Annotated in this window: 18 protein-coding genes; 15 read left to right on the top strand and 3 right to left on the bottom strand. The window is 40.2% G+C overall.

Annotated elements, in window-relative coordinates; genetic code table 11:
- The first annotated feature begins 148 nt into the window (after nt 1–148).
- Together DXB54_RS06465 and DXB54_RS06460 are read left to right on the top strand one after the other, a co-directional pair.
- Nucleotides 149–883: a response regulator transcription factor gene (locus DXB54_RS06465; RefSeq protein WP_118694619.1), complete on the top strand. Its 735-nt coding sequence runs from the start codon at nt 149–151 to the stop codon at nt 881–883.
- Nucleotides 828–2,417, top strand: a complete 1,590-nt coding sequence (locus DXB54_RS06460) for a HAMP domain-containing sensor histidine kinase (protein ID WP_118694618.1) — start codon at nt 828–830, stop codon at nt 2,415–2,417. The genes DXB54_RS06465 and DXB54_RS06460 overlap by 56 nt, the downstream gene beginning before the upstream one ends.
- 90 nt (nt 2,418–2,507) lie before the next feature.
- Here DXB54_RS06460 and DXB54_RS12315 read toward each other — a convergent pair whose 3' ends face one another.
- Nucleotides 2,508–2,726, bottom strand: coding sequence for a helix-turn-helix domain-containing protein (locus DXB54_RS12315; protein WP_021939066.1), 219 nt, complete (start codon nt 2,724–2,726; stop codon nt 2,508–2,510).
- A gap of 142 nt (nt 2,727–2,868) precedes the next feature.
- Here DXB54_RS12315 and DXB54_RS06450 point away from each other — a divergent pair, with 142 nt between their 5' ends.
- From DXB54_RS06450 to hisF, 5 genes are all read left to right on the top strand, one after another.
- Nucleotides 2,869–3,774: a zinc ribbon domain-containing protein gene (locus tag DXB54_RS06450; protein WP_021939067.1), complete on the top strand. Its 906-nt coding sequence runs from the start codon at nt 2,869–2,871 to the stop codon at nt 3,772–3,774.
- A 23-nt stretch (nt 3,775–3,797) separates the two neighbouring features.
- The gene (locus DXB54_RS06445; protein WP_021939068.1) at nt 3,798–4,286 is read left to right on the top strand and encodes a zinc-ribbon domain-containing protein; all 489 of its coding nucleotides are present in this window, start codon (nt 3,798–3,800) and stop codon (nt 4,284–4,286) included.
- Complete coding sequence (locus tag DXB54_RS12070) at nt 4,264–5,022, top strand: Ltp family lipoprotein (RefSeq protein ID WP_021939069.1); 759 nt, start codon at nt 4,264–4,266, stop codon at nt 5,020–5,022. The genes DXB54_RS06445 and DXB54_RS12070 overlap by 23 nt, the downstream gene beginning before the upstream one ends.
- Nucleotides 5,023–5,475: 453 nt before the next feature.
- Nucleotides 5,476–6,093 (top strand): imidazole glycerol phosphate synthase subunit HisH, encoded by a 618-nt coding sequence (hisH, locus tag DXB54_RS06435; protein ID WP_118694617.1) that lies wholly within the window; start codon nt 5,476–5,478, stop codon nt 6,091–6,093.
- Complete coding sequence (hisF, locus tag DXB54_RS06430) at nt 6,093–6,854, top strand: imidazole glycerol phosphate synthase subunit HisF (protein WP_021939071.1); 762 nt, start codon at nt 6,093–6,095, stop codon at nt 6,852–6,854. The genes hisH and hisF overlap by 1 nt, the downstream gene beginning before the upstream one ends.
- A gap of 64 nt (nt 6,855–6,918) precedes the next feature.
- On the opposite strand, the gene DXB54_RS06425 is transcribed toward hisF, so the two are convergent.
- On the bottom strand, nt 6,919–11,136 hold the full coding sequence (locus DXB54_RS06425) for a 2-hydroxyacyl-CoA dehydratase (RefSeq protein WP_118694616.1): 4,218 nt from the start codon (nt 11,134–11,136) through the stop codon (nt 6,919–6,921).
- A gap of 154 nt (nt 11,137–11,290) precedes the next feature.
- Between DXB54_RS06425 and DXB54_RS06420 the strand changes: the two genes are divergently transcribed.
- The 6 genes from DXB54_RS06420 (at nt 11,291) to DXB54_RS06395 (ending at nt 16,043) form a co-directional block, all read left to right on the top strand.
- On the top strand, nt 11,291–11,635 hold the full coding sequence (locus tag DXB54_RS06420; RefSeq protein ID WP_021939073.1) for a LysM peptidoglycan-binding domain-containing protein: 345 nt from the start codon (nt 11,291–11,293) through the stop codon (nt 11,633–11,635).
- A 126-nt stretch (nt 11,636–11,761) separates the two neighbouring features.
- A complete protein-coding gene (locus DXB54_RS06415) occupies nt 11,762–12,601 on the top strand; it encodes a hypothetical protein (protein WP_118694615.1) in 840 nt (279 codons plus the stop codon).
- 17 nt (nt 12,602–12,618) lie between these two features.
- The gene (locus DXB54_RS06410; RefSeq protein ID WP_118694614.1) at nt 12,619–14,046 is read left to right on the top strand and encodes a hypothetical protein; all 1,428 of its coding nucleotides are present in this window, start codon (nt 12,619–12,621) and stop codon (nt 14,044–14,046) included.
- Between the two features lie 27 nt (nt 14,047–14,073).
- Nucleotides 14,074–14,439, top strand: coding sequence for a hypothetical protein (locus tag DXB54_RS06405; RefSeq protein WP_021939076.1), 366 nt, complete (start codon nt 14,074–14,076; stop codon nt 14,437–14,439).
- A gap of 3 nt (nt 14,440–14,442) precedes the next feature.
- Nucleotides 14,443–15,636: a DUF2953 domain-containing protein gene (locus DXB54_RS06400; RefSeq protein ID WP_118694613.1), complete on the top strand. Its 1,194-nt coding sequence runs from the start codon at nt 14,443–14,445 to the stop codon at nt 15,634–15,636.
- 2 nt (nt 15,637–15,638) lie between these two features.
- Nucleotides 15,639–16,043, top strand: coding sequence for a GerW family sporulation protein (locus tag DXB54_RS06395; RefSeq protein ID WP_021939078.1), 405 nt, complete (start codon nt 15,639–15,641; stop codon nt 16,041–16,043).
- A gap of 312 nt (nt 16,044–16,355) precedes the next feature.
- Here the strand turns inward: DXB54_RS06395 and rpmB are convergent, their stop codons facing one another.
- Nucleotides 16,356–16,541: a 50S ribosomal protein L28 gene (gene rpmB / locus DXB54_RS06390; RefSeq protein ID WP_021939079.1), complete on the bottom strand. Its 186-nt coding sequence runs from the start codon at nt 16,539–16,541 to the stop codon at nt 16,356–16,358.
- A 370-nt stretch (nt 16,542–16,911) separates the two neighbouring features.
- On the opposite strand from rpmB, the gene DXB54_RS06385 reads away from it, so the two are divergent.
- Nucleotides 16,912–17,271, top strand: a complete 360-nt coding sequence (locus DXB54_RS06385; protein ID WP_021939080.1) for an Asp23/Gls24 family envelope stress response protein — start codon at nt 16,912–16,914, stop codon at nt 17,269–17,271.
- A gap of 41 nt (nt 17,272–17,312) precedes the next feature.
- Complete coding sequence (locus DXB54_RS06380; RefSeq protein WP_118694612.1) at nt 17,313–18,968, top strand: DAK2 domain-containing protein; 1,656 nt, start codon at nt 17,313–17,315, stop codon at nt 18,966–18,968.
- Nucleotides 18,969–18,981: the final 13 nt, after the last annotated feature.

Raw genomic sequence — 18,981 nt, 5'->3', positions numbered from 1 at the left:
AATAATTAAGAACCGATACAGTGGTTTAGGTCATGTGTACCGGTTCTTTTTGGATACAAAATAAACATTGACTTGAGAAAATTCACAGTTATTACATAATTTGCTGGTATCTTTAATATCAGTTGGAATAATTTGTATGGAGGATGTTATGGACAAGTTAAAGATATTAGTGGTTGATGATGAAAGCAGAATGAGAAAGCTTGTTAAGGATTTCCTTGTTAAGGCAGGATATGAGATTCTTGAGGCGGGAGACGGCGAACAGGCTATAGATATATTCATGGCGAACAAGGATATTGCATTGATACTTCTTGATGTCATGATGCCTAAGATGGACGGATTTGAAACCTGTAAGGAGATAAGAAAGTACTCGGATGTCCCTATAATAATGCTTACGGCAAAGTCTGATGAAAGAGATGAGCTGGCAGGCTTCGGACTGGGTGTTGACGAGTACATTACCAAGCCATTCAGCCCCAAGATCCTTGTGGCAAGAGTTGAGGCTGTGCTCCGCAGAAGCGGTGATGTAAGTCAGGAGAGTATTCTTGAGGTTGGAGATATAAAGATGGATCTGTCTGCACATATAGTCCAGATAAAGGGCAATAATATAGATCTGAGCTTCAAGGAATTTGAGCTTCTTAATTACTTTATAGTAAACAAGGGAGTGGCACTTTCCCGAGAGAAGATACTTAACAATGTATGGAACTATGATTATTATGGTGATGCCAGAACCATAGATACCCATGTCAAGAAGTTACGTAGCAAGCTTGGAGAGTGCGGAGATTATATAAAGACCATATGGGGAATGGGATATAAGTTCGAGGTGAGTGAGGATGAAGGCAGCAAAAACGAAGAAGCCAAGAAGAGCGAAGAGATCAACCAGGATTAAGTATTCTATCAGGATCAAGATATCCCTTTGCCTTACAGCTATCCTTACTGTCATAATCCTTATGTCTGCATTGTTATCAGTGGTTTTTATTAAGAGATACTTTTATTCCCAGACGAAAAACCAGATGATCAGCACATATGAATCATATGACAGGAAATTCTCCAAATCTGATAATATTGATTTCAGAACATTTAATGATAACACTGTAAATGACGCAGGGGCGTATGTGTATATCCTGGATGTATCCCACATGCTCATATACACAACAGTAAATAAGGAAAATAAGGTCTATGATAAGCTTACTGAGCTGGCAGGGGTTCTTCTGTACAATGAAGATGACATGCCTGACAATATAAAGGTTGAGGACAAGACCATATATTCACACTATAGCATACAGCTCAGTACTGATACTGACAGCGGATATAAGTATTTTGATCTTATGGGTTATCTGTCAGATGGCAGCCCTATAATAGTAAGGGTTCCGGCGGCAAGGGTAAATAATACCATAAAGACCATAACAATGTTTTTCTGTTACGTGCTTATTGTGGTAGCGGCAATAGGATGTATACTTATGTATTTCTTCAGTAATGTATTTGCCATACCTATAAAGCGTCTTACAGCCGTTGCCAAGAAGATGACCGACATGGATTTTGACGCCAGGATAGAAAATCCATCTAATGATGAGATAGGCGAGCTGGCTATATGTATGAATGAGCTGGCTGACCGGCTGAGCACCACCTTAAATGAGCTGCAGGAGGCTAACAGTAAGCTCCAGACTGATATTGAAGAAAAGATTGCCATAGATGACATGAGAAAGGAATTCCTGTCTCATGTATCCCATGAGCTCAAGACCCCTATAGCACTGGTTCTTGGCTATGCCGAGGGACTGAAGGATAATATAAATGATGATGAAGAAAGCAGGAATTTCTATTGTGAAGTAATAATGGATGAAGCTGAGAAGATGAACAAGCTTGTGAAGCAATTACTGGAACTTAACGAGATAGAATTCGGACAGAACCGGGTCACAAGGGAGGATTTCCTTATAAATGACCTTATTAAGAATGTAATAGCTTCGTCATCCATATTGGTCGAACAGAAAAAGGCGGTGGTCGTGGATGAGGTTCCGGCGGACATAAATGTATATGCTGATGAGTTCATGATCGAGCAGGTATTTACCAATTATCTTACAAATGCCATACATTATTGCAATGAAGAAGGAAATGTAAGGATATACTCAGAGACCAGATACTATGATGAAAATGATAAGGAATACGGAAGAGTAGTTGATGGCAAGCTCATAAGGGGTAATCTGAGGATATTCGTATATGACCAGGGACCTCAGATACCGGATGAAGATATAGATAAGGTCTTCATAAAATTCTACAAGGTAGATAAAGCAAGGACAAGGGAATATGGAGGCTCCGGAATAGGACTATCCATAGTTGCAGCCACAATGGATGCCCATGGAAAGGCATATGGCGTATATAATACAGATGATGGTGTAGTGTTCTACTTTGATCTGGATATAATTTAATTAAGAATAAAGAAGATATTTTTATAAAAGACATTGAATTAGACAAGTCGAAAAAGACTTTAATCAATTTAATGTCTTTTTTATTTGACATTACAAGACCTGATCTGTATCGGATGGAATGTATCTAACTATATCGCAGATGTCACATTTAAGAATTCTACACAAATCGTTTAGAGTCTTGGTTGATACATCCATATTATGTTTTAATCTGTGGAGAGTGCTGTGTGACATATGATATTTGTTTGTAAGTGTATACCAGTTCTCGCTTGACTTTTCAAGAGTATTCCAGAATGGGGAATAATCGATCATCACAGTACCTCCATTTCTAATAGTTTATGAAATAAGTGTACTGTGTATACTTTTACTTGAATATCTTCGTTATAACGAATATAATAATATCGTGTAGTTTTAGAACTATAAAATAAAAACCCAAAGAAGAGAGGTACAAAATATGGCTATGATTAAGTGTCCAGAATGTGGACAAGAGATTTCAGACAAAGCAAAAAAATGTGTACATTGTGGAAAGATATTGATTGAAGAGAAGCCGGCTACTAAAGTATGTAGCGACTGTGGAAAGGAAAATTCGATTGATGCTACAGAATGTGTACATTGTGGATGTCCATTTGAGGAAGAAACTACTGTGGAGACACCAGTACAAACAACAATAGCAGAAAAACCAAAGAAAAATCTGAAAAAGATTATAATTCCTGTTGTTGCAGCAGTTGTTGTAATTGTTGTAGGTTTGATTATTTATAATGTTAAAGTGGTTAAGCCTAAGAATACATATAATGAGGCTATGACACTTTTGGAAAAAGGTAAATATGAAGAAGCTGATAAGATGTTAGATTCTATTGGTGGATATAAGGATGTGGATACAATTCGGGAACAGTTGAAATACGAATCCTATGCATATTCAACTATAAACGATTTGAAGAGTTATCTTAAAAATCCAGATTCTTTTCAACCATATGATATAACATTTTATGCTTCAATGGGTGGAGAAAAAGATTCAGAAAATACAGAACAATCAGATAATACGGAAGAAGAAGTATCTGACAAACACCCAGCTTGTATTATACATTATGGTGCGCAAAATGGATTTGGTGGCAATACTACAGGATATGTGTTAGGATATTATAATACAGACGATAAGGTATATAAGATTTTGGGAACATGTAATTCATTAGATGAAGATGATTATGATTCTGACGATGAAGACGATATGTATAAACTGTTAATTTGTGAGTTGATAAATCTGTATGTAGATGGCAATGATAAAGTTGGAGATGTTGATTTGCCACGCTTAAAAACAGTCCTTAAAAATGATGCTTATTCAACGATCAAGATTATCGAATAGATAATGATAGATGGGGGGATTTTATGAAATGTCCTGAATGTGGAACTGAGGTGGCTGATAATGTAAATGTATGTCCAAGTTGTGGATATGAAGTTGTTCAATCTGAAACTGAAGCAGTAGAAGATAACACAAATACAACAGCGACAGTGCCGGTATATAAGAATAAAAAATATATTGGAATTACCCTTTGCGTGGTAGCGTGTATCATGCTGATTGTTGCCTTTACTAGAATTAACAATGATACATATTCTTTCTATAAACAGCACTATGAAGAGTGTATGGAAGGATATGCAGAAAATAGTGCGAATGCAAGAAATTCTGGATCATGGTTTAGTGGTACATATAGATATATTGCATCTGAATATGAGGATATGGCAAAAGACGATAATAAGAAAATATGGGAATATCGCATACAAGCTATTGTATTATGTTTAGGTGGCATTGCCTGTGGAGTTATAGGTTGCAAGTTTATCAAAGTGGAGAAAGCGAATGGCATTAGTAAAGTGTCCTGAATGTGGTAGAGAAAATGTATCAAGTACAGCTAAGTCTTGCCCTGGATGTGGCTATAATATAAAAGCATATTATGAAGCAGAACAGCAGAAAGAATTTGTTTCAAATACTGCTGCACCGGCAAATAAAATCAATGTAAAAGCTATTATCGGTGTGGCTGTAGCGAGTATTCTAATATTCTGCATATATCACTTTTCTACCAGATGTGCATTTGATGGTTGTACAGAAAAGAGAACAGAAAATAGCAAATATTGTGTGTATCATTCCTTAGCATACTCATATGATTCAAATTATGACTATGTGCCAAAGACAGGTAATGCTGGAGCAAAAGCAAAAGCGGAATCATATCTTAATAGTTCTGCATTTTCCTATACCGGATTGATACATCAATTAGAATATGAAGGATTTTCTACATCTGAAGCAACGTATGGTGCGGATAATTGTGGTGCTAATTGGAAAGAACAGGCATTGAAAAAGGCTAAGTCATATTTGAATAGCTCTGCATTCTCATATAGTGGATTACAACATCAACTTGAATATGAAGGGTTCACAGAAGATGAAGCTCAATATGGAGTAGATAATTGTAATGCAGATTGGAACGATCAAGCGTATAAAAAAGCAAAGTCTTATTTAAATTCTTCTCCAGATATGGGAAAAGATAGACTGCTCCACCAGTTGCAGCATGAAGGATTTAGCTATGAACAGGCAGTATATGGGGTTGATCAAGCTGGTTTGTAGTATAGTTTTACAGCACCCCGGGTATATGCTATTATTCTTTGTGAAAATAAGTGATTTTGAGGGCAAATTGACTTTGTAAGTGCGTAGCTGATTAAGTTTACCTATGATGTGTTTTGAAGCGAAATTGGTGCGATTTTGATTGATTTTCTCTAAAGATATGATAGTTTTTCTTGTGAGAGGGTGAAAACAAAAGATGGGCTGATTATTATGATTATTTGGTGGAACTTATTATATATAAATCAAGATTATTGGAAAAAAGAATATTAAATCAATAAAGAGTGTGGTGATATATGTTGGTTTGAAATCCCAACATATGGAGAATAGAACATAATAAGATCAAGGTTTGCTGAAATTAAGGAAATAGACAGCGTATCCCAAGTATGCTATAATGCAATGCGGAATGTATTAAAAAATCCATAGCCGAAAAGGCTTAATTTGAAAGGATTTGAGACTATGATATCAATAATCGATTATGATGCCGGTAATATTAAAAGCGTTGAAAAGGCAATAAAGTACCTTGGGGAAGAGGCTGTGATCACCAGAGACAGAGATGTTATCCTTGCCAGTGATAAGGTTATCCTTCCGGGGGTTGGCTGTTTCAAGGATGCCATGGACAAGATCAGGGAATATGGTCTTGATAAGGTTATATATGATGTGGTGGACGCTGATAAGCCATTCTTAGGCATATGCCTGGGACTTCAGCTTTTGTTTAAATCCAGTGAAGAGAGCCCGGGGGCTACGGGGCTTGGAATACTTGATGGCGAGATACTCCGTATACCTGATAAGGAGGGTCTCAAGATCCCGCAGATCGGATGGAACACTCTGGATATAAACAGAGAAAAGAGGATATTTAAAGGACTTCCGGATAATCCATATGTATATTTTGTTCATTCCTATTATCTTAAGGCTGCAAATGAAGAGGATGTGGCTGCTTCCACTGAGTATTCGGTACATATCCATGCAGCAGTAGAGCACGGAAATGTGTTTGCATGCCAGTTCCATCCTGAGAAGAGTTCAGAGGTTGGATTAAAGATACTGAAGAATTTCATAGAAATGGAGGACAACAGATAATGCATACTAAAAGGATCATTCCATGTCTTGATGTAAAAAACGGAAGAGTAGTAAAAGGTATAAATTTTGTGAATCTTGTGGATGCAGGAGATCCGGTCCAGGTCGGTATGGCTTATGATAAGGCAGGGGCTGATGAGCTTGTATTTCTTGATATCACAGCATCCTCAGACCAGAGGAATATTGTGGTGGATATGGTAAGGCGTGTTGCAGAGAACATATTTATTCCATTTACCGTTGGCGGCGGCATAAGAACAGTTGATGATTTCAAGGCGATATTAAGGGAGGGAGCAGATAAGATATCTGTGAACTCCGCGGCTATAGATAATCCATATCTTATTTCAGAGGCTGCCGACAAGTTCGGAAGCCAGTGTGTGGTTCTTGCCATAGACGCCAAGAGACGTGAAGACGGAAGCGGCTGGAATATATATAAGCATGGCGGAAGGATAGACTGCGGTATAGACGCTGTTGAGTGGGCTATGAAGGCTGCCGGGCTTGGTGCCGGAGAGATACTCCTTACCAGCATGGATTGTGACGGCACAAAGGCAGGCTATGATATTGAGCTTACAAGAACCATATCAGAAAATGTAAATGTCCCGGTTATCGCGTCCGGCGGTGCAGGAACAAAGGAGCATTTCTATGAGGCACTTACAGAGGGTAAAGCAGAAGCCGCCCTTGCAGCTTCATTGTTCCATTACAAGGAACTGGAAATATCCGAAGTGAAAGAATATCTTAAGTCAAAAAATGTACCGGTAAGGTTATAAATAAAAAAGCATGTAAATGTGAATTTTCATTCACATTTACATGCTTTTATTATTATTTTTTTTGCTACTTTATCTTCTTATTAGCTGCTGCCAACATAAGCTTGATCCTGTTGATCTGGTTTACTTCAGAAGCTCCCGGATCGTAGTCTACGGCAACAATGTTGGCGTCAGGATATGCCTCTCTTAATTTCTTTATAACACCCTTTCCTACAATGTGATTAGGCAGACATGCAAATGGCTGTGCACATACAATATTTGAAGCACCGCTGTTTATAAGCTCTATCATTTCGCCTGTAAGGAACCATCCCTCACCGGTCTGGTTTCCTATGGATACGATAGGTCTTGCATATTCGGCAAGCTTACTTATATGTGTAGGTGGCTCAAATCGTTTGCTGGCAGCCAGGGCGTCCTTGGCAGGCTTTCTGAAACGCTCAAGGAGAGCTATTCCTGCATTGCCCACGATGGCACTCTTCTTTGTCTTACCTAAGAACTCGAACTTGTAGTTGTTGTTGTAGAAGCAGTACATGAAGAAGTCAAGCAGGTCAGGCATTACAGCCTCGGCACCCTCAGCCTCTAAGAGGTCTACAAGGTGATTGTTGGCTGATGGAAGGAACTTAACAAGGATCTCACCTACGATACCTACCCTTGGCTTCTTGATATCAAGAAGTGGGAGATTGTCGAAGTCCTTAACTATTCCCTGACAGTTCTTCTTAAATCTTGCAGTGCTTCCTGTTTCTCTTAATGTATCTATGCAGATCTTCTTCCATTTCTCATGTAAAGCATTTGCAGAACCCTTTTCCTTCTCATATGGTCTTGTCTTATAGAGGCATCTCATAAAGAGATCACCATATATGATAGCCTGCATGGCTCTCTTAAGTACCTTGTAGGAGATCTGGAAGCCTGAGTTCTTCTCAAAGCCCTGGGCGGAGAGGGCGATAACAGGTATCTGTCCGTAACCTGCCTTTGACAGTGCTCGTCTTATGAAGCCTACATAGTTTGTGGCACGACATCCACCGCCTGTCTGGCTCATGATAACCGCAAGCTTATTCACGTCATATTTGCCGGAAGTTATTGCCTGCATCATCTGGCCAACTACGATAAGAGAAGGATAACATGCGTCGTTATTTACATATTTAAGTCCTGTATCAATGGTCTCCTTGGTTGCGTCAGGAAGGATCTTCACATGGATTCCCATACACTCAAAAGCAGGTGCCAGCATATCGAAGTGGATAGGAGACATCTGTGGTGCAAGGACGGTATAATCCTTCATCATATCCTTGGTGAACTCTATTCTGTTTATGGCACTTGATGACGGACATGTCTTATAATGCTGTTCCTTTCTTGAATTTACTGCACTTATAAGAGATCTTATTCTTATTCTGGCGGCACCGAGATTACTTACTTCATCGATCTTAAGGACAGTATATATCTTTCCTGATTTTGTCAGGATGTCATTTACACAGTCTGTTGTTACGGCATCAAGACCACATCCAAATGAATTAAGCTGTATAAGTTCAAGATTGTCACAGGTCTTCACGTAGCTTGCAGCCTTATAGAGTCTTGAGTGGTACATCCATTGGTCGGATACTATAAGAGGACGCTCAACTGTTCCCAGATGGGCTATTGAATCCTCTGTGAGGACTGCGATCTTGTATGAGTTGATAAGCTCAGGCAGACCGTGATTTATCTCAGGGTCAATATGATATGGTCTTCCTGCAAGGACGATACCAAGGATATCATTGTTGTTTATGTATCTGAGGGTTTCCTCACCCTTTTCCCTGATGTCTGCTTTGACTTTTTCTGCTTCCGCATAGGCAGCCTTAACAGCCTCTTTTATTTCGTGTTCGGTAACATCATAGTGCTTCTTCATCTCCCTGTAGAGTCTTGCCACGAGAGCAGCTTCGTTATCCAGAGCCACAAATGGTCTTATGAAGAGGATAGAGTCATCCTTTAATTCCTCCATATTATTCTTGATGTTCTCTGCATAGGATGTAACGATAGGGCAGTTATAGTGGTTATTTGCCCCGGTAGTCTCGTTCATTTCATAAGGTACACAAGGATAGAAGATCTGCTTAAGCCCGTTCTTGATAAGCCACATAACGTGACCGTGGGATATCTTGGCAGGATAACACTCGGACTCTGATGGTATTGATTCTATACCGAGACTGTATATATCCCTTGATGACTTAGGTGAAAGTACTACCGAGAATCCGAGCTTTGTAAGGAATGTGAACCAGAATGGGTAGTTCTCATACATGTTGAGTACTCGTGGTACACCGATCCTTCCTCTTGTGGCTTCTTCCTCTGTAAGAGGGGTGTAATCGAACATCTTCTTTAATTTGTATTCAAAAAGGTTAGGTATATTGTCAGCGTTCTTCTTGTGACCTACACCTTTTTCACATCTGTTTCCTGTTATGAAACGTCTGCCGTTATTGAATTTATTTATGGTGAGAAGGCAGCTGTTTGTACAGCCCTTACATCTTGTCATTGAAGTTTCGTATGTAAGGCTGCTGATCTCATCAATGGACAGCATAGATGTCTTGCTGCCTTCTTTATATTTGTTCATGGCAATAAGGGCTGCACCGAAGGCCCCCATTATACCTGAGATATCAGGACGTACGGCACTTCTTCCGGATACGATCTCGAAGCTCTTAAGGACGGCGTCGTTGTAGAATGTACCACCCTGTACAACGATGTGCTCGCCGAGATCCTTAGGATCAGTAAGCTTTATAACCTTGAGAAGGGCATTCTTAATAACTGAATATGCAAGACCTGCAGAGATATCAGCTACAGAGGCACCTTCCTTCTGTGCCTGTTTAACCTTTGAGTTCATGAATACGGTACATCTTGAACCAAGATCTATAGGATTTTTTGCTGAGATGGCTATCTTTGCGAAATCGGCGATCTCGTAGTTCAAGGACTTTGCAAATGTCTCTATGAAGGAACCACATCCTGATGAACATGCCTCATTTAACATTACGCTGTCTACCACCTTGTTCTTTATCTTGATACACTTCATGTCCTGACCACCGATATCAAGGATACAGTCAACCTCAGGATCAAAGAATGCAGCGGCAGTGTAGTGGGCGATGGTCTCAACCTCACCGTGATCAAGGGACAGAGCCTGCTTGATAAGGGCTTCGCCGTAACCTGTTGAGCAGGAGCCTGCTATGTATGCACCCTCCGGAAGGAGAGAGTAGATTTCCTTTATGGATCTTATGGTGGTATTGAGAGGACTTCCGTTATTACTGCTGTAGAAGTCGTACAGAAGATCGCCGGTATTGCTTACCAGAGCAACCTTGGTGGTTGTTGAACCGGCGTCAATACCTATGAAGCATGGTCCCTTGTACTCTGCAAGATTTCCTCTCTTTACAGAATGTCTGTTGTGTTCTTTCTTAAATTCCTCGTATTCCTCATCACTGTTAAACAGTGGAGCGAGACGGTCAACACCTGATGAAAGCTTAAGCTCACCGCTTAATTTCTCTGACAGGCCATTCAGTGAAACATATATATCTTCCTTTGAGTTAAGTCCGGCACCTACAGCTGCGAAGAGATGTGAGTGACCGGGATCTATGATCTCGTCATCCTTAAGCTCAAGAGTTCTTATGAAGGCTGCCTTAAGCTGGTCAAGGAAGTGGAGAGGTCCACCCAGGAATGCAACATTTCCACGGATAGGCTTACCACAGGCAAGACCTGATATGGTCTGGTTTACCACAGCCTGGAATATGGAGGCAGCAAGGTTTGGCTTGGTCGCACCCTCATTGATAAGCGGTTGTATATCTGTCTTGGCAAATACACCACATCTTGCAGCAATAGGATATATGGTGTCATAATCCTTTGCATATTCATTTAATCCTGAGGCGTCGGTCTGAAGGAGAGTAGCCATCTGATCGATAAATGAGCCTGTTCCTCCGGCACATACACCATTCATACGCTGTTCGATACCATTTGTGAAATATATGATCTTGGCGTCCTCACCGCCCAGCTCTATAGCCACGTCTGTCTTAGGGGCGTAGTCCTGGAGTGCTTCAGATACACATACAACCTCCTGGGTAAATGGGATATTTATAAGAGTTGCCAGAGCCAGTCCGCCTGAACCTGTGATAGAAGGAGTTACCTCTATATTGCCAAGGCTCTCAGCTGCTTCGTCAACCAAATCCTTTAATGTTTCCTTAATATTGGCAAAATGTCTTTTGTAATCAGAAAATACAATATTGTGCTGTTCATCCAATACTGCTATTTTTACTGTTGTTGAGCCAATATCAATACCTAACTTGTACATTCTATAAAACCTTCCATTCTTAAAAAACTTTAAAATTTGTCTGATTATGTCTTAAGTCACCTTATTATAGTAAATAGAGAAGTAAAAAACAACATTTTTATAAAAGTTTAACTATTGCCAGTATTTGACATATCATAACAAAAAGGGCTTTTTTATGAAAGAACAGAAAAAATGCGATGGGTTGATTCATGTTGTTAAAAAGGGGGATACTCTTTACAAGATATCTAAAATGCACAATGTGAAGGTGGGAGATATCATCTCTGCAAATCCCTATGTGAATATCTATAATCTCACCATAGGAGATGAGCTGTGCATACCGGTCATTGACATAGTATGTGTAACAGATTATGAAACTGTGGAGGGTGATACGGTAGGAACACTGTGTAGCAGGTTCGGACTTACTTTAAATGAGCTTTTTGACCACAATGACAAGCTTTATGATATGGAGATAAAACCGGGAACTGTGCTTGATATCTCCGGCGGTACATGTGAAAAATAATAAAGTTAGAAAAACTTCATTATTATTTTATTGTAAAGAAGAGTAGGTTGTAATATAATTTTGAGAAAATGGATGTGGCTGCCCGGAAATATCCGGGCGCCCACCTGGAAAAGGAAGATCTTATATATGAAAATTTTATCTAAGCTTGAGAGAAAAGTTGGAAGATATTCAGTGAAGAACCTTACCGCTTATATGATAGCAGCTATGGTCATAGGTTACGTGATGAGCTATCTTGCACCGCAGGTTCTGTTTAATCTTATGCTCATTCCGTCACTGGTTATGAGAGGACAGGTCTGGAGACTTATTACCTGGGTCATTACCCCTCAGGGTGGACAACCTCTGGTATTTATCATTATGCTGTTCTTCTATTACAGCATAGGTAATCTTCTGGAACGCACCATTGGCACGTTCCTGTACAATGTATATATATTTGGCGGAGTCCTTGTTACTACCATAGGAACCATGCTGGTGCATATATTCTGCAACTATGTGCTTAATGTACCTAATGCCGGCAATGCTGACTGCATAGTTTCTACCTATTATATTCTGCTTTCAATATTCCTGGCTGTGGCTGTATGCTACCCGGATATGACAGTGCTCTATGCATTTATAATCCCACTTAAGATGAAGTGGCTTTCAGTGCTTTACCTGATATTTGTAGCTTATTCGTTTGCAGGGGAAAGCTTCTACGGAAGGGTCAACATAGTTCTGTCACTGCTTAACTTTGTTGTATTCTATCTGAGCACCAAGAACTTCCGGAGGTTCTCGCCGAAGCAGATGAAGCGTAAAAGGGATTATACCAAGCAGGTAAAGGTTAAGAATGCGGAAAATGTTGGGCATAAATGTGCAGTTTGTGGTATAACAGATAAGGATGCTCCGGATATGCAGTTCAGATACTGCAGTAAGTGTAAGGGTAACAGAGAGTATTGCCAGAACCATTTATTTACCCATACACATATACAATAAATTGTGAGGGACGAGAGATGTACAACGAAGAGAAAAAGATAATTACAGATATAGGAAGAAAGAAGAATTTAGAGGAAAATCTGCCAAAGTATGTTTCCTGCATGAAGAGTGCAGACTATGAATATGCGGTGTCCAAGTTTGCTCTTAACTTCTTTACTGTCAAGGAAATGCTTGAGGACAAGAAGGAAAAGATCGAACCGGAGATCGTAAGCTTTATAATGGGTATCAACAAGCTGGTGAATACCTATGTGGCTGGAAAGTGCGGCGAGGTTGATCCTAAGGATATGCTTCTTGTGAGCGATATGCGTAACAAAGTCACTGCCAGAATGAAGGTGCTTACAGCTTATACGGATGCTTTTGAGCTGTATGAATATATCCTTAACAGAAAGGAATTTGGATTTGAGGAGAATGTCACCGAAGAGGTGGAGAAGATGTTTTCTGAATATGACGTGGACGCTTTCTCTCAGGAGATATATAATTTTATATTTGCGGATAAGGATAAGATGGCTGTTAATTCCAAGATACAGTCACTGATCGGACAGTTACCTTTAAGAATGACCAAGAATAAGTTCTACGATATAATTGGACAGACTCTTTCCATATATAATGGATCGGAGATAGGAAGTCTTAATGAATTCTGTGATATGGTATGTGATACGGTGCTTATAAATAAGCCGGAGGGCTTTGAGGAGTTCTACCCTGAGCTTTTTAAGGCATACACAGAGCTTAAGGAATATGATTACACAGACTTGTCCCTTGAGGATTACAGAAGACTTGCCGCAGTTCTTGACAGTGCTGCCACCTATATCAATGATACGGTGTCTGATTACATGATGCTCATTGAGCTTATAAATGATACGTATACAATGCTCCTTGTAAATGACGCAAGGGATTCTATTGGCGATGATTACAAAAAAGCTATTGATGTCATTGCTTCTATAGCAGCCTCAGTTGAGAAGGACACTGCCATGGATGATGATACATATGAGCTTTTGTCAGGGCTTGTTGGCCTTCAGGAGCAGGCGGGAGAGCATAAGATGTTGCCTGAGGCTTCTTTTTATGATATTGTAACAGGGAACAGTGTTCAGATAGAGCAGTGCGGACTTGGTTCTGATTTTAAGGATCTTGAAGCAATCAATAAGCTTCTGTCAGGAAGTTTATTTGCTGATATAGATAATGTATCAGGATACAATACAATGCCTGCCGACACAGAGACTATCGTGGCATTTAAGGACAAGCTCTGTGAGGGATTTGCAGGTCTTTTTGAAGAGAACAAGATGATAGTCAACAGGGCTATCATGGCAAAGGCACTGTCTAATATACCGGTTTTCTTTAACACCACTGAGGAGATAAAGGAATATATTGAACATTCTCTTGCCCATTGCAGCAACAGGGGTGAGCAGATTGCCTGTTATTCAGTGATAAGGGGAATAATGGAAGATTAATGACGGTGCGTTAGTAGGAGATGCGTAATGGTTATAGATAAACATTTGTACGTCGGCAGGATGCCGGGTATCAATGTGATCAAGACAATTAAAAATATACAGAAGTTTAAGCTGTGTCCGGGAGTGGTGCTCATCACCCTGCCGTTATCGGGAGAAGGACTTCTTGAGGTGTATCACCAGCCGGAGCTTACCCAGCCCCATTATAAGCAGAGAAGCAATGATATACATATCGTCGGGATCGCAAGCTCGAAGATCCAGGCATACTCACTGGTGAGAGCTATAATAGATGATGTGTATACTGCTACAGGGGGTTTTGATTGTGTATCTTATTTTAGGAACTATGAAAAGCTGAAACTGGGCAAGACAGACAGAAAAGACGAAACAGAGGGGTAGATAATGTTACATATTACATTGCTGATATTGAAGATCCTGTTATTTACAGTGCTTATTCTTCTTGGACTGGCTATAGTTCTTCTGTTACTTCTTCTACTGGTGCCTTTCAGATATAAGGTATACGCAGACAAGCATGAGAAGTTTGTGGCGAAGCTTAAGGTGTCATATATGGGATTTGTTCTGTGCCTGAAAGCGGATTACAATGAAGATGGCTTGTATTACAGGCTTAAGACCTTCGGCGGAACGCTTATGGACAACAGACATAAGATGACTCCGGAGGAGGCTCGTGAGGCTGAGAAGCGTAAGCAGGAAAAGGAAGCTAAGAAACAGGCCAAGAAGGATCTTAAGGAAACAAAGAAAAAAGAAAAACAGGAAATAAAGGAAATAAGAAAGCAGGCAAAGCTTGCAAGAAAGAATGGCATGTCTGTTCAGAATCCTGAAACCGGCGAAGCAGAGGTAAAAGCAGATAAGCCTGAGGCAGCTTCTGATGTGAAGAAGCAGGATGTGGCTTGGAGCAGTGAAGCTTCTTCCGATAAGGAAAAAATTCTTCATGAGAATATTTTCGGCAAGGGAGAAAATTCAGATACAGATAATGTTTCTGACAAGGAAACTGCTTACGGTGAAGAGAATATCACTGGCAGAGAAAAAACATCCAATGAAGATGACAGCCTTAAGGCAGACGCTATCAGATTTATAAAGAATGACGCTGATCTCTATGATATTGCATGCGGCATAAAGAAGCTCATAGGTGGTTTCATAGATAAGGTAGCAGGTAAGATATACAGGATAATAGCAAACGGTATTGAGAAGTTCAGATCCCTTAAGGACATGAAGGATTCTTATATGGGATTTATAAGAAAGGAAAATACCAGACTGGCACTTACGGTTGTGAAGTTCAATCTCATAAGCCTTCTTAAGACCATAGGACCTAAGAAGCTTACAGGTGAGCTGGTGTACGGAACAGGAGATCCGGCAACCACCGGTGAACACCTGGGACTGATGAGTGTGGCGTATCCGTTGTATTATGACAAGATAGATGTGACACCGGATTTCTCAAAGAAGATTCTTGAAGGAAATCTGTATGCCAAGGGACGTATAAGATTAGGAAAAATACTTGTTGTAGCAGTGAGGGTTATGTTTAATAAGAACTGCAGAGCTGCTTTAAGTGACTTTAAACGTATTTCAGGGAGGAAATAGTAATGGCAAATATTAATATTGAGAACACAATGAAAACACTTTTCAGTGGAATGGATGGATTTGTTTCATCAAAGTCTGTTGTCGGAGATCCTATTAAGGTTGGAGATACAATAATCATACCGCTCCTTGATGTTAATTTCGGAATGGCAGCGGGAGCATTTAACAAGGAGAAGGGAAGCAATGCTGCAGGCGGTATCGGAGCTAAGCTGTCACCTTCAGCAGTTCTCGTTATATCTGAGGGCAAGACCAGACTTGTAAATATCAAGAATCAGGATGCTGTTACAAAGGCTATGGATATGGCTCCTGAGATCGTAGATAAGATCTGTGCACTTTTTAAGAAGAACAAGAGTGAGGAAGAAATCGAAGTGGAACAGGTTGTCAAGGATGTTTCCAAAAAAGAAGAATAATAACCGCACTTAAATAAAACCACTGTCATATACTTTTAATATACTGTATAGGGCGGTGGTTTTTATTTTGTCAAAAATAATCGGTTTCGCTTTGTTCTGTGTTGCAGTAGGGATGTTGATAGCCTATCTTGTTGAAGGCTTTATAGAATTTCTGGTAATAACCATCTTATTACTTTTATCATATATATTCTTCTGCAGAAGATAGAAGCGTATAGTACTTATGGGATAACTGCAGCGTAACGATGTCCCAGACGTCATTACAATAAAAAAAGACTGAGTCATCAGTCTTTTTTTTCTCGTCTTTATTCAGAATTAAGCACGTTCTACCTTGCCTGCTCTTAAGCACTTTGTGCAAACGTAAATTCTCTTTGGTGTTCCGTCAACAATCGCCTTAACTGACTTTACGTTTGACTTCCACATTCTGTTTGATCTTCTATGAGAATGGCTCACCTTAATTCCAAAATGAGCAGCCTTATCACAAACTGAGCATTTTGCCATGATAGCACCTCCTTAATTAGTTATCCGTTTGTTCACAACAGAACTCATTCTAACAGATAATGTCAGCATATGCAAGCATAAATTTAAAAAGTTTTTATTTATTTTTTCCTATGGTGTGATATAATAAAGCATAATGCGTTTTAATGCGTCTGTTACGATGCATTTACAGTTATGTAATGATGACTATGACATCGATACGTTGCAGCAACCCTTGTCGGAGGAAGCACCAAGTGTCGAAGACACATTTAGAATGGCGCTGACTAAATGCTACCCAGTGTAAACGAGGTGGCGTTACACATAATATGAGGTGACGATACCAAACAGACAATTTCAATGGTTGCTGCTCGATGTTTTGAAATTGGAGGCTTTTATGAAAGAATATATTGATGGTGATATCGGGACCGTAAGTCTTGATGAGAATGTGGTAGCGCAGGTGGCAGGGCTTACTGCTCTTGATTGTTTCGGAATAGTCGGAATGGGAATAGTCAGTCTTAAGGATGGTCTCGTAAAACAGTTGAAGAGAGACAATATCAGTAAGGGTGTCAGCGTTAAGTTTGATGAGAACGGTGATATAGTTATAGATTTTCATATAGTTGTTGCTTATGGTGTCAGTATCAAGGCAGTTACAGATAACCTTATGCAGTCTGTTAAGTATAAGGTGGAAGATTTTACTTCTCTTAAGGTCAGCCAGATAAATGTATATGTGGAAGACGTTAAGGTATTGGATTAGTTGGAGGATAGTTAGCAGTGAATAATACGATTAACGCAGCAATGCTTAAGAAAGCATTTGTTGCCGGTGCATTAAATCTTGATAAGAATAAGGAATACATTAATGAACTGAATGTCTTTCCGGTTCCTGACGGAGATACCGGAACTAATATGACCCTTACCATACTTTCAGCCAAGAGAGAGGTTGAGGCAGTGTCAGATTCTGATATGCCTGGCATAGCAAGAGCCATGTCTACAGGATCATTAAGAGGTGCCAGAGGTAATTCGGGTGTTATATTATCCCAGCTGCTTCGTGGCTTCAGCAAGAAGATAGCTGACGAGAAGGAACTGGATGTCCATGTGATAGCTGATGCATTCCAGAAGGCAGTTGAGACTGCATACAAGGCGGTTATGAAGCCTAAGGAGGGAACTATCCTTACCGTTGCCAAGGGCGTTGCAACCAAGGCAAGAGAGTGCGCCGATGCTGATGTGTCCCTTGAGCAGTTCTGTGAAGATGTTATTGCCCATGGTAATGAGGTCCTTGACAGGACTCCCGAGATGCTTCCTGTACTTAAGGAGGCGGGTGTTGTGGATTCCGGTGGAAAGGGACTTATGGTTGTCCTTCAGGGAGCCGTTGATGCCCTTACAGGAAAGGTTGTTGTGGATGAGACCATGACTGCACCGGTGGTTAAGAAGACTGTGACAGGAGCGTCAAGCAACGATATATCCACAGCAGATATTAAATTCGGATATTGTACAGAGTTTATAATAAATCTTGAGAAGCCCTTTGACGAGGATGAGGAGGATAAGCTTAAAGCTTACCTTGAGTCTATTGGTGATTCAATAGTATGTGTTGCCTTTGATGGTATCGTTAAGATACATGTTCATACAAATCATCCTGGTCAGGCATTTGAGAAGGGTCTTACCTACGGATACCTCTCTAATATGAAGGTCGATAATATGAGGCTTGAGCATAATGAGAGACTTATGACCTCAGCGGACAAGGAAGAAGCAGAGAAACAGGAAGAGATTAGACGTAAGAAGCAGGAGAAGCCTTCCAAGGAATGTGGTTTCATAGCCGTATCAATGGGTGATGGTCTCAAGGATCTCTTTGTGGAGCTTGGGGTTGATTATGTTATAGAAGGTGGTCAGACCATGAACCCAAGTACTGAGGATATGCTCAATGCCATTGACAAGGTTAATGCAAAGAATGTATTTATCTTTCCTAATAATAAGAATGTTGTGCTTGCTGCCAACCAGGCTGCCGATCTCTGTGAGGACAAGAATGTCATAGTAATGGCTACCGCCAATGCTCCACAGGGCATAAGTGCGATGATAGCTTATGATTCGACCATCAGTCTTGAGGACAATAAGACGAATATGCTTGAGGCTATCGAGAATGTCAAGAGCGGACAGGTGACATATGCAGTAAGGGATACAAGCATAGACGGCAAGACTATAAAGCAGGGAGACATAATGGGTCTTTCCGACAAGGGACTTCTTGCAGTGGGAAGTGATATTGCGGATGTGGCATTTGATGTTATTTCAGAGTGCTATGACGAGGACAAGGAGATAATCAGTATATATTACGGCAGTGATGTAACGAAAGAGGATGCAGAGAAATTGTCAGAGAGAGTATCGGAAGAGTTTCCTGACTGTGATGTATCACTTTATTTCGGAGGCCAGCCTATATACTATTATATAGTATCAGTTGAGTAATACCGGTGTTGCT

Origin of the sequence: Coprococcus sp. OM04-5BH, assembly GCF_003482105.1 — a bacterium.
In the GTDB taxonomy this organism is placed as follows: Bacteria; Bacillota; Clostridia; order Lachnospirales; family Lachnospiraceae; genus Coprococcus.
This window is presented reverse-complemented; position numbering and strand designations above follow the sequence as displayed.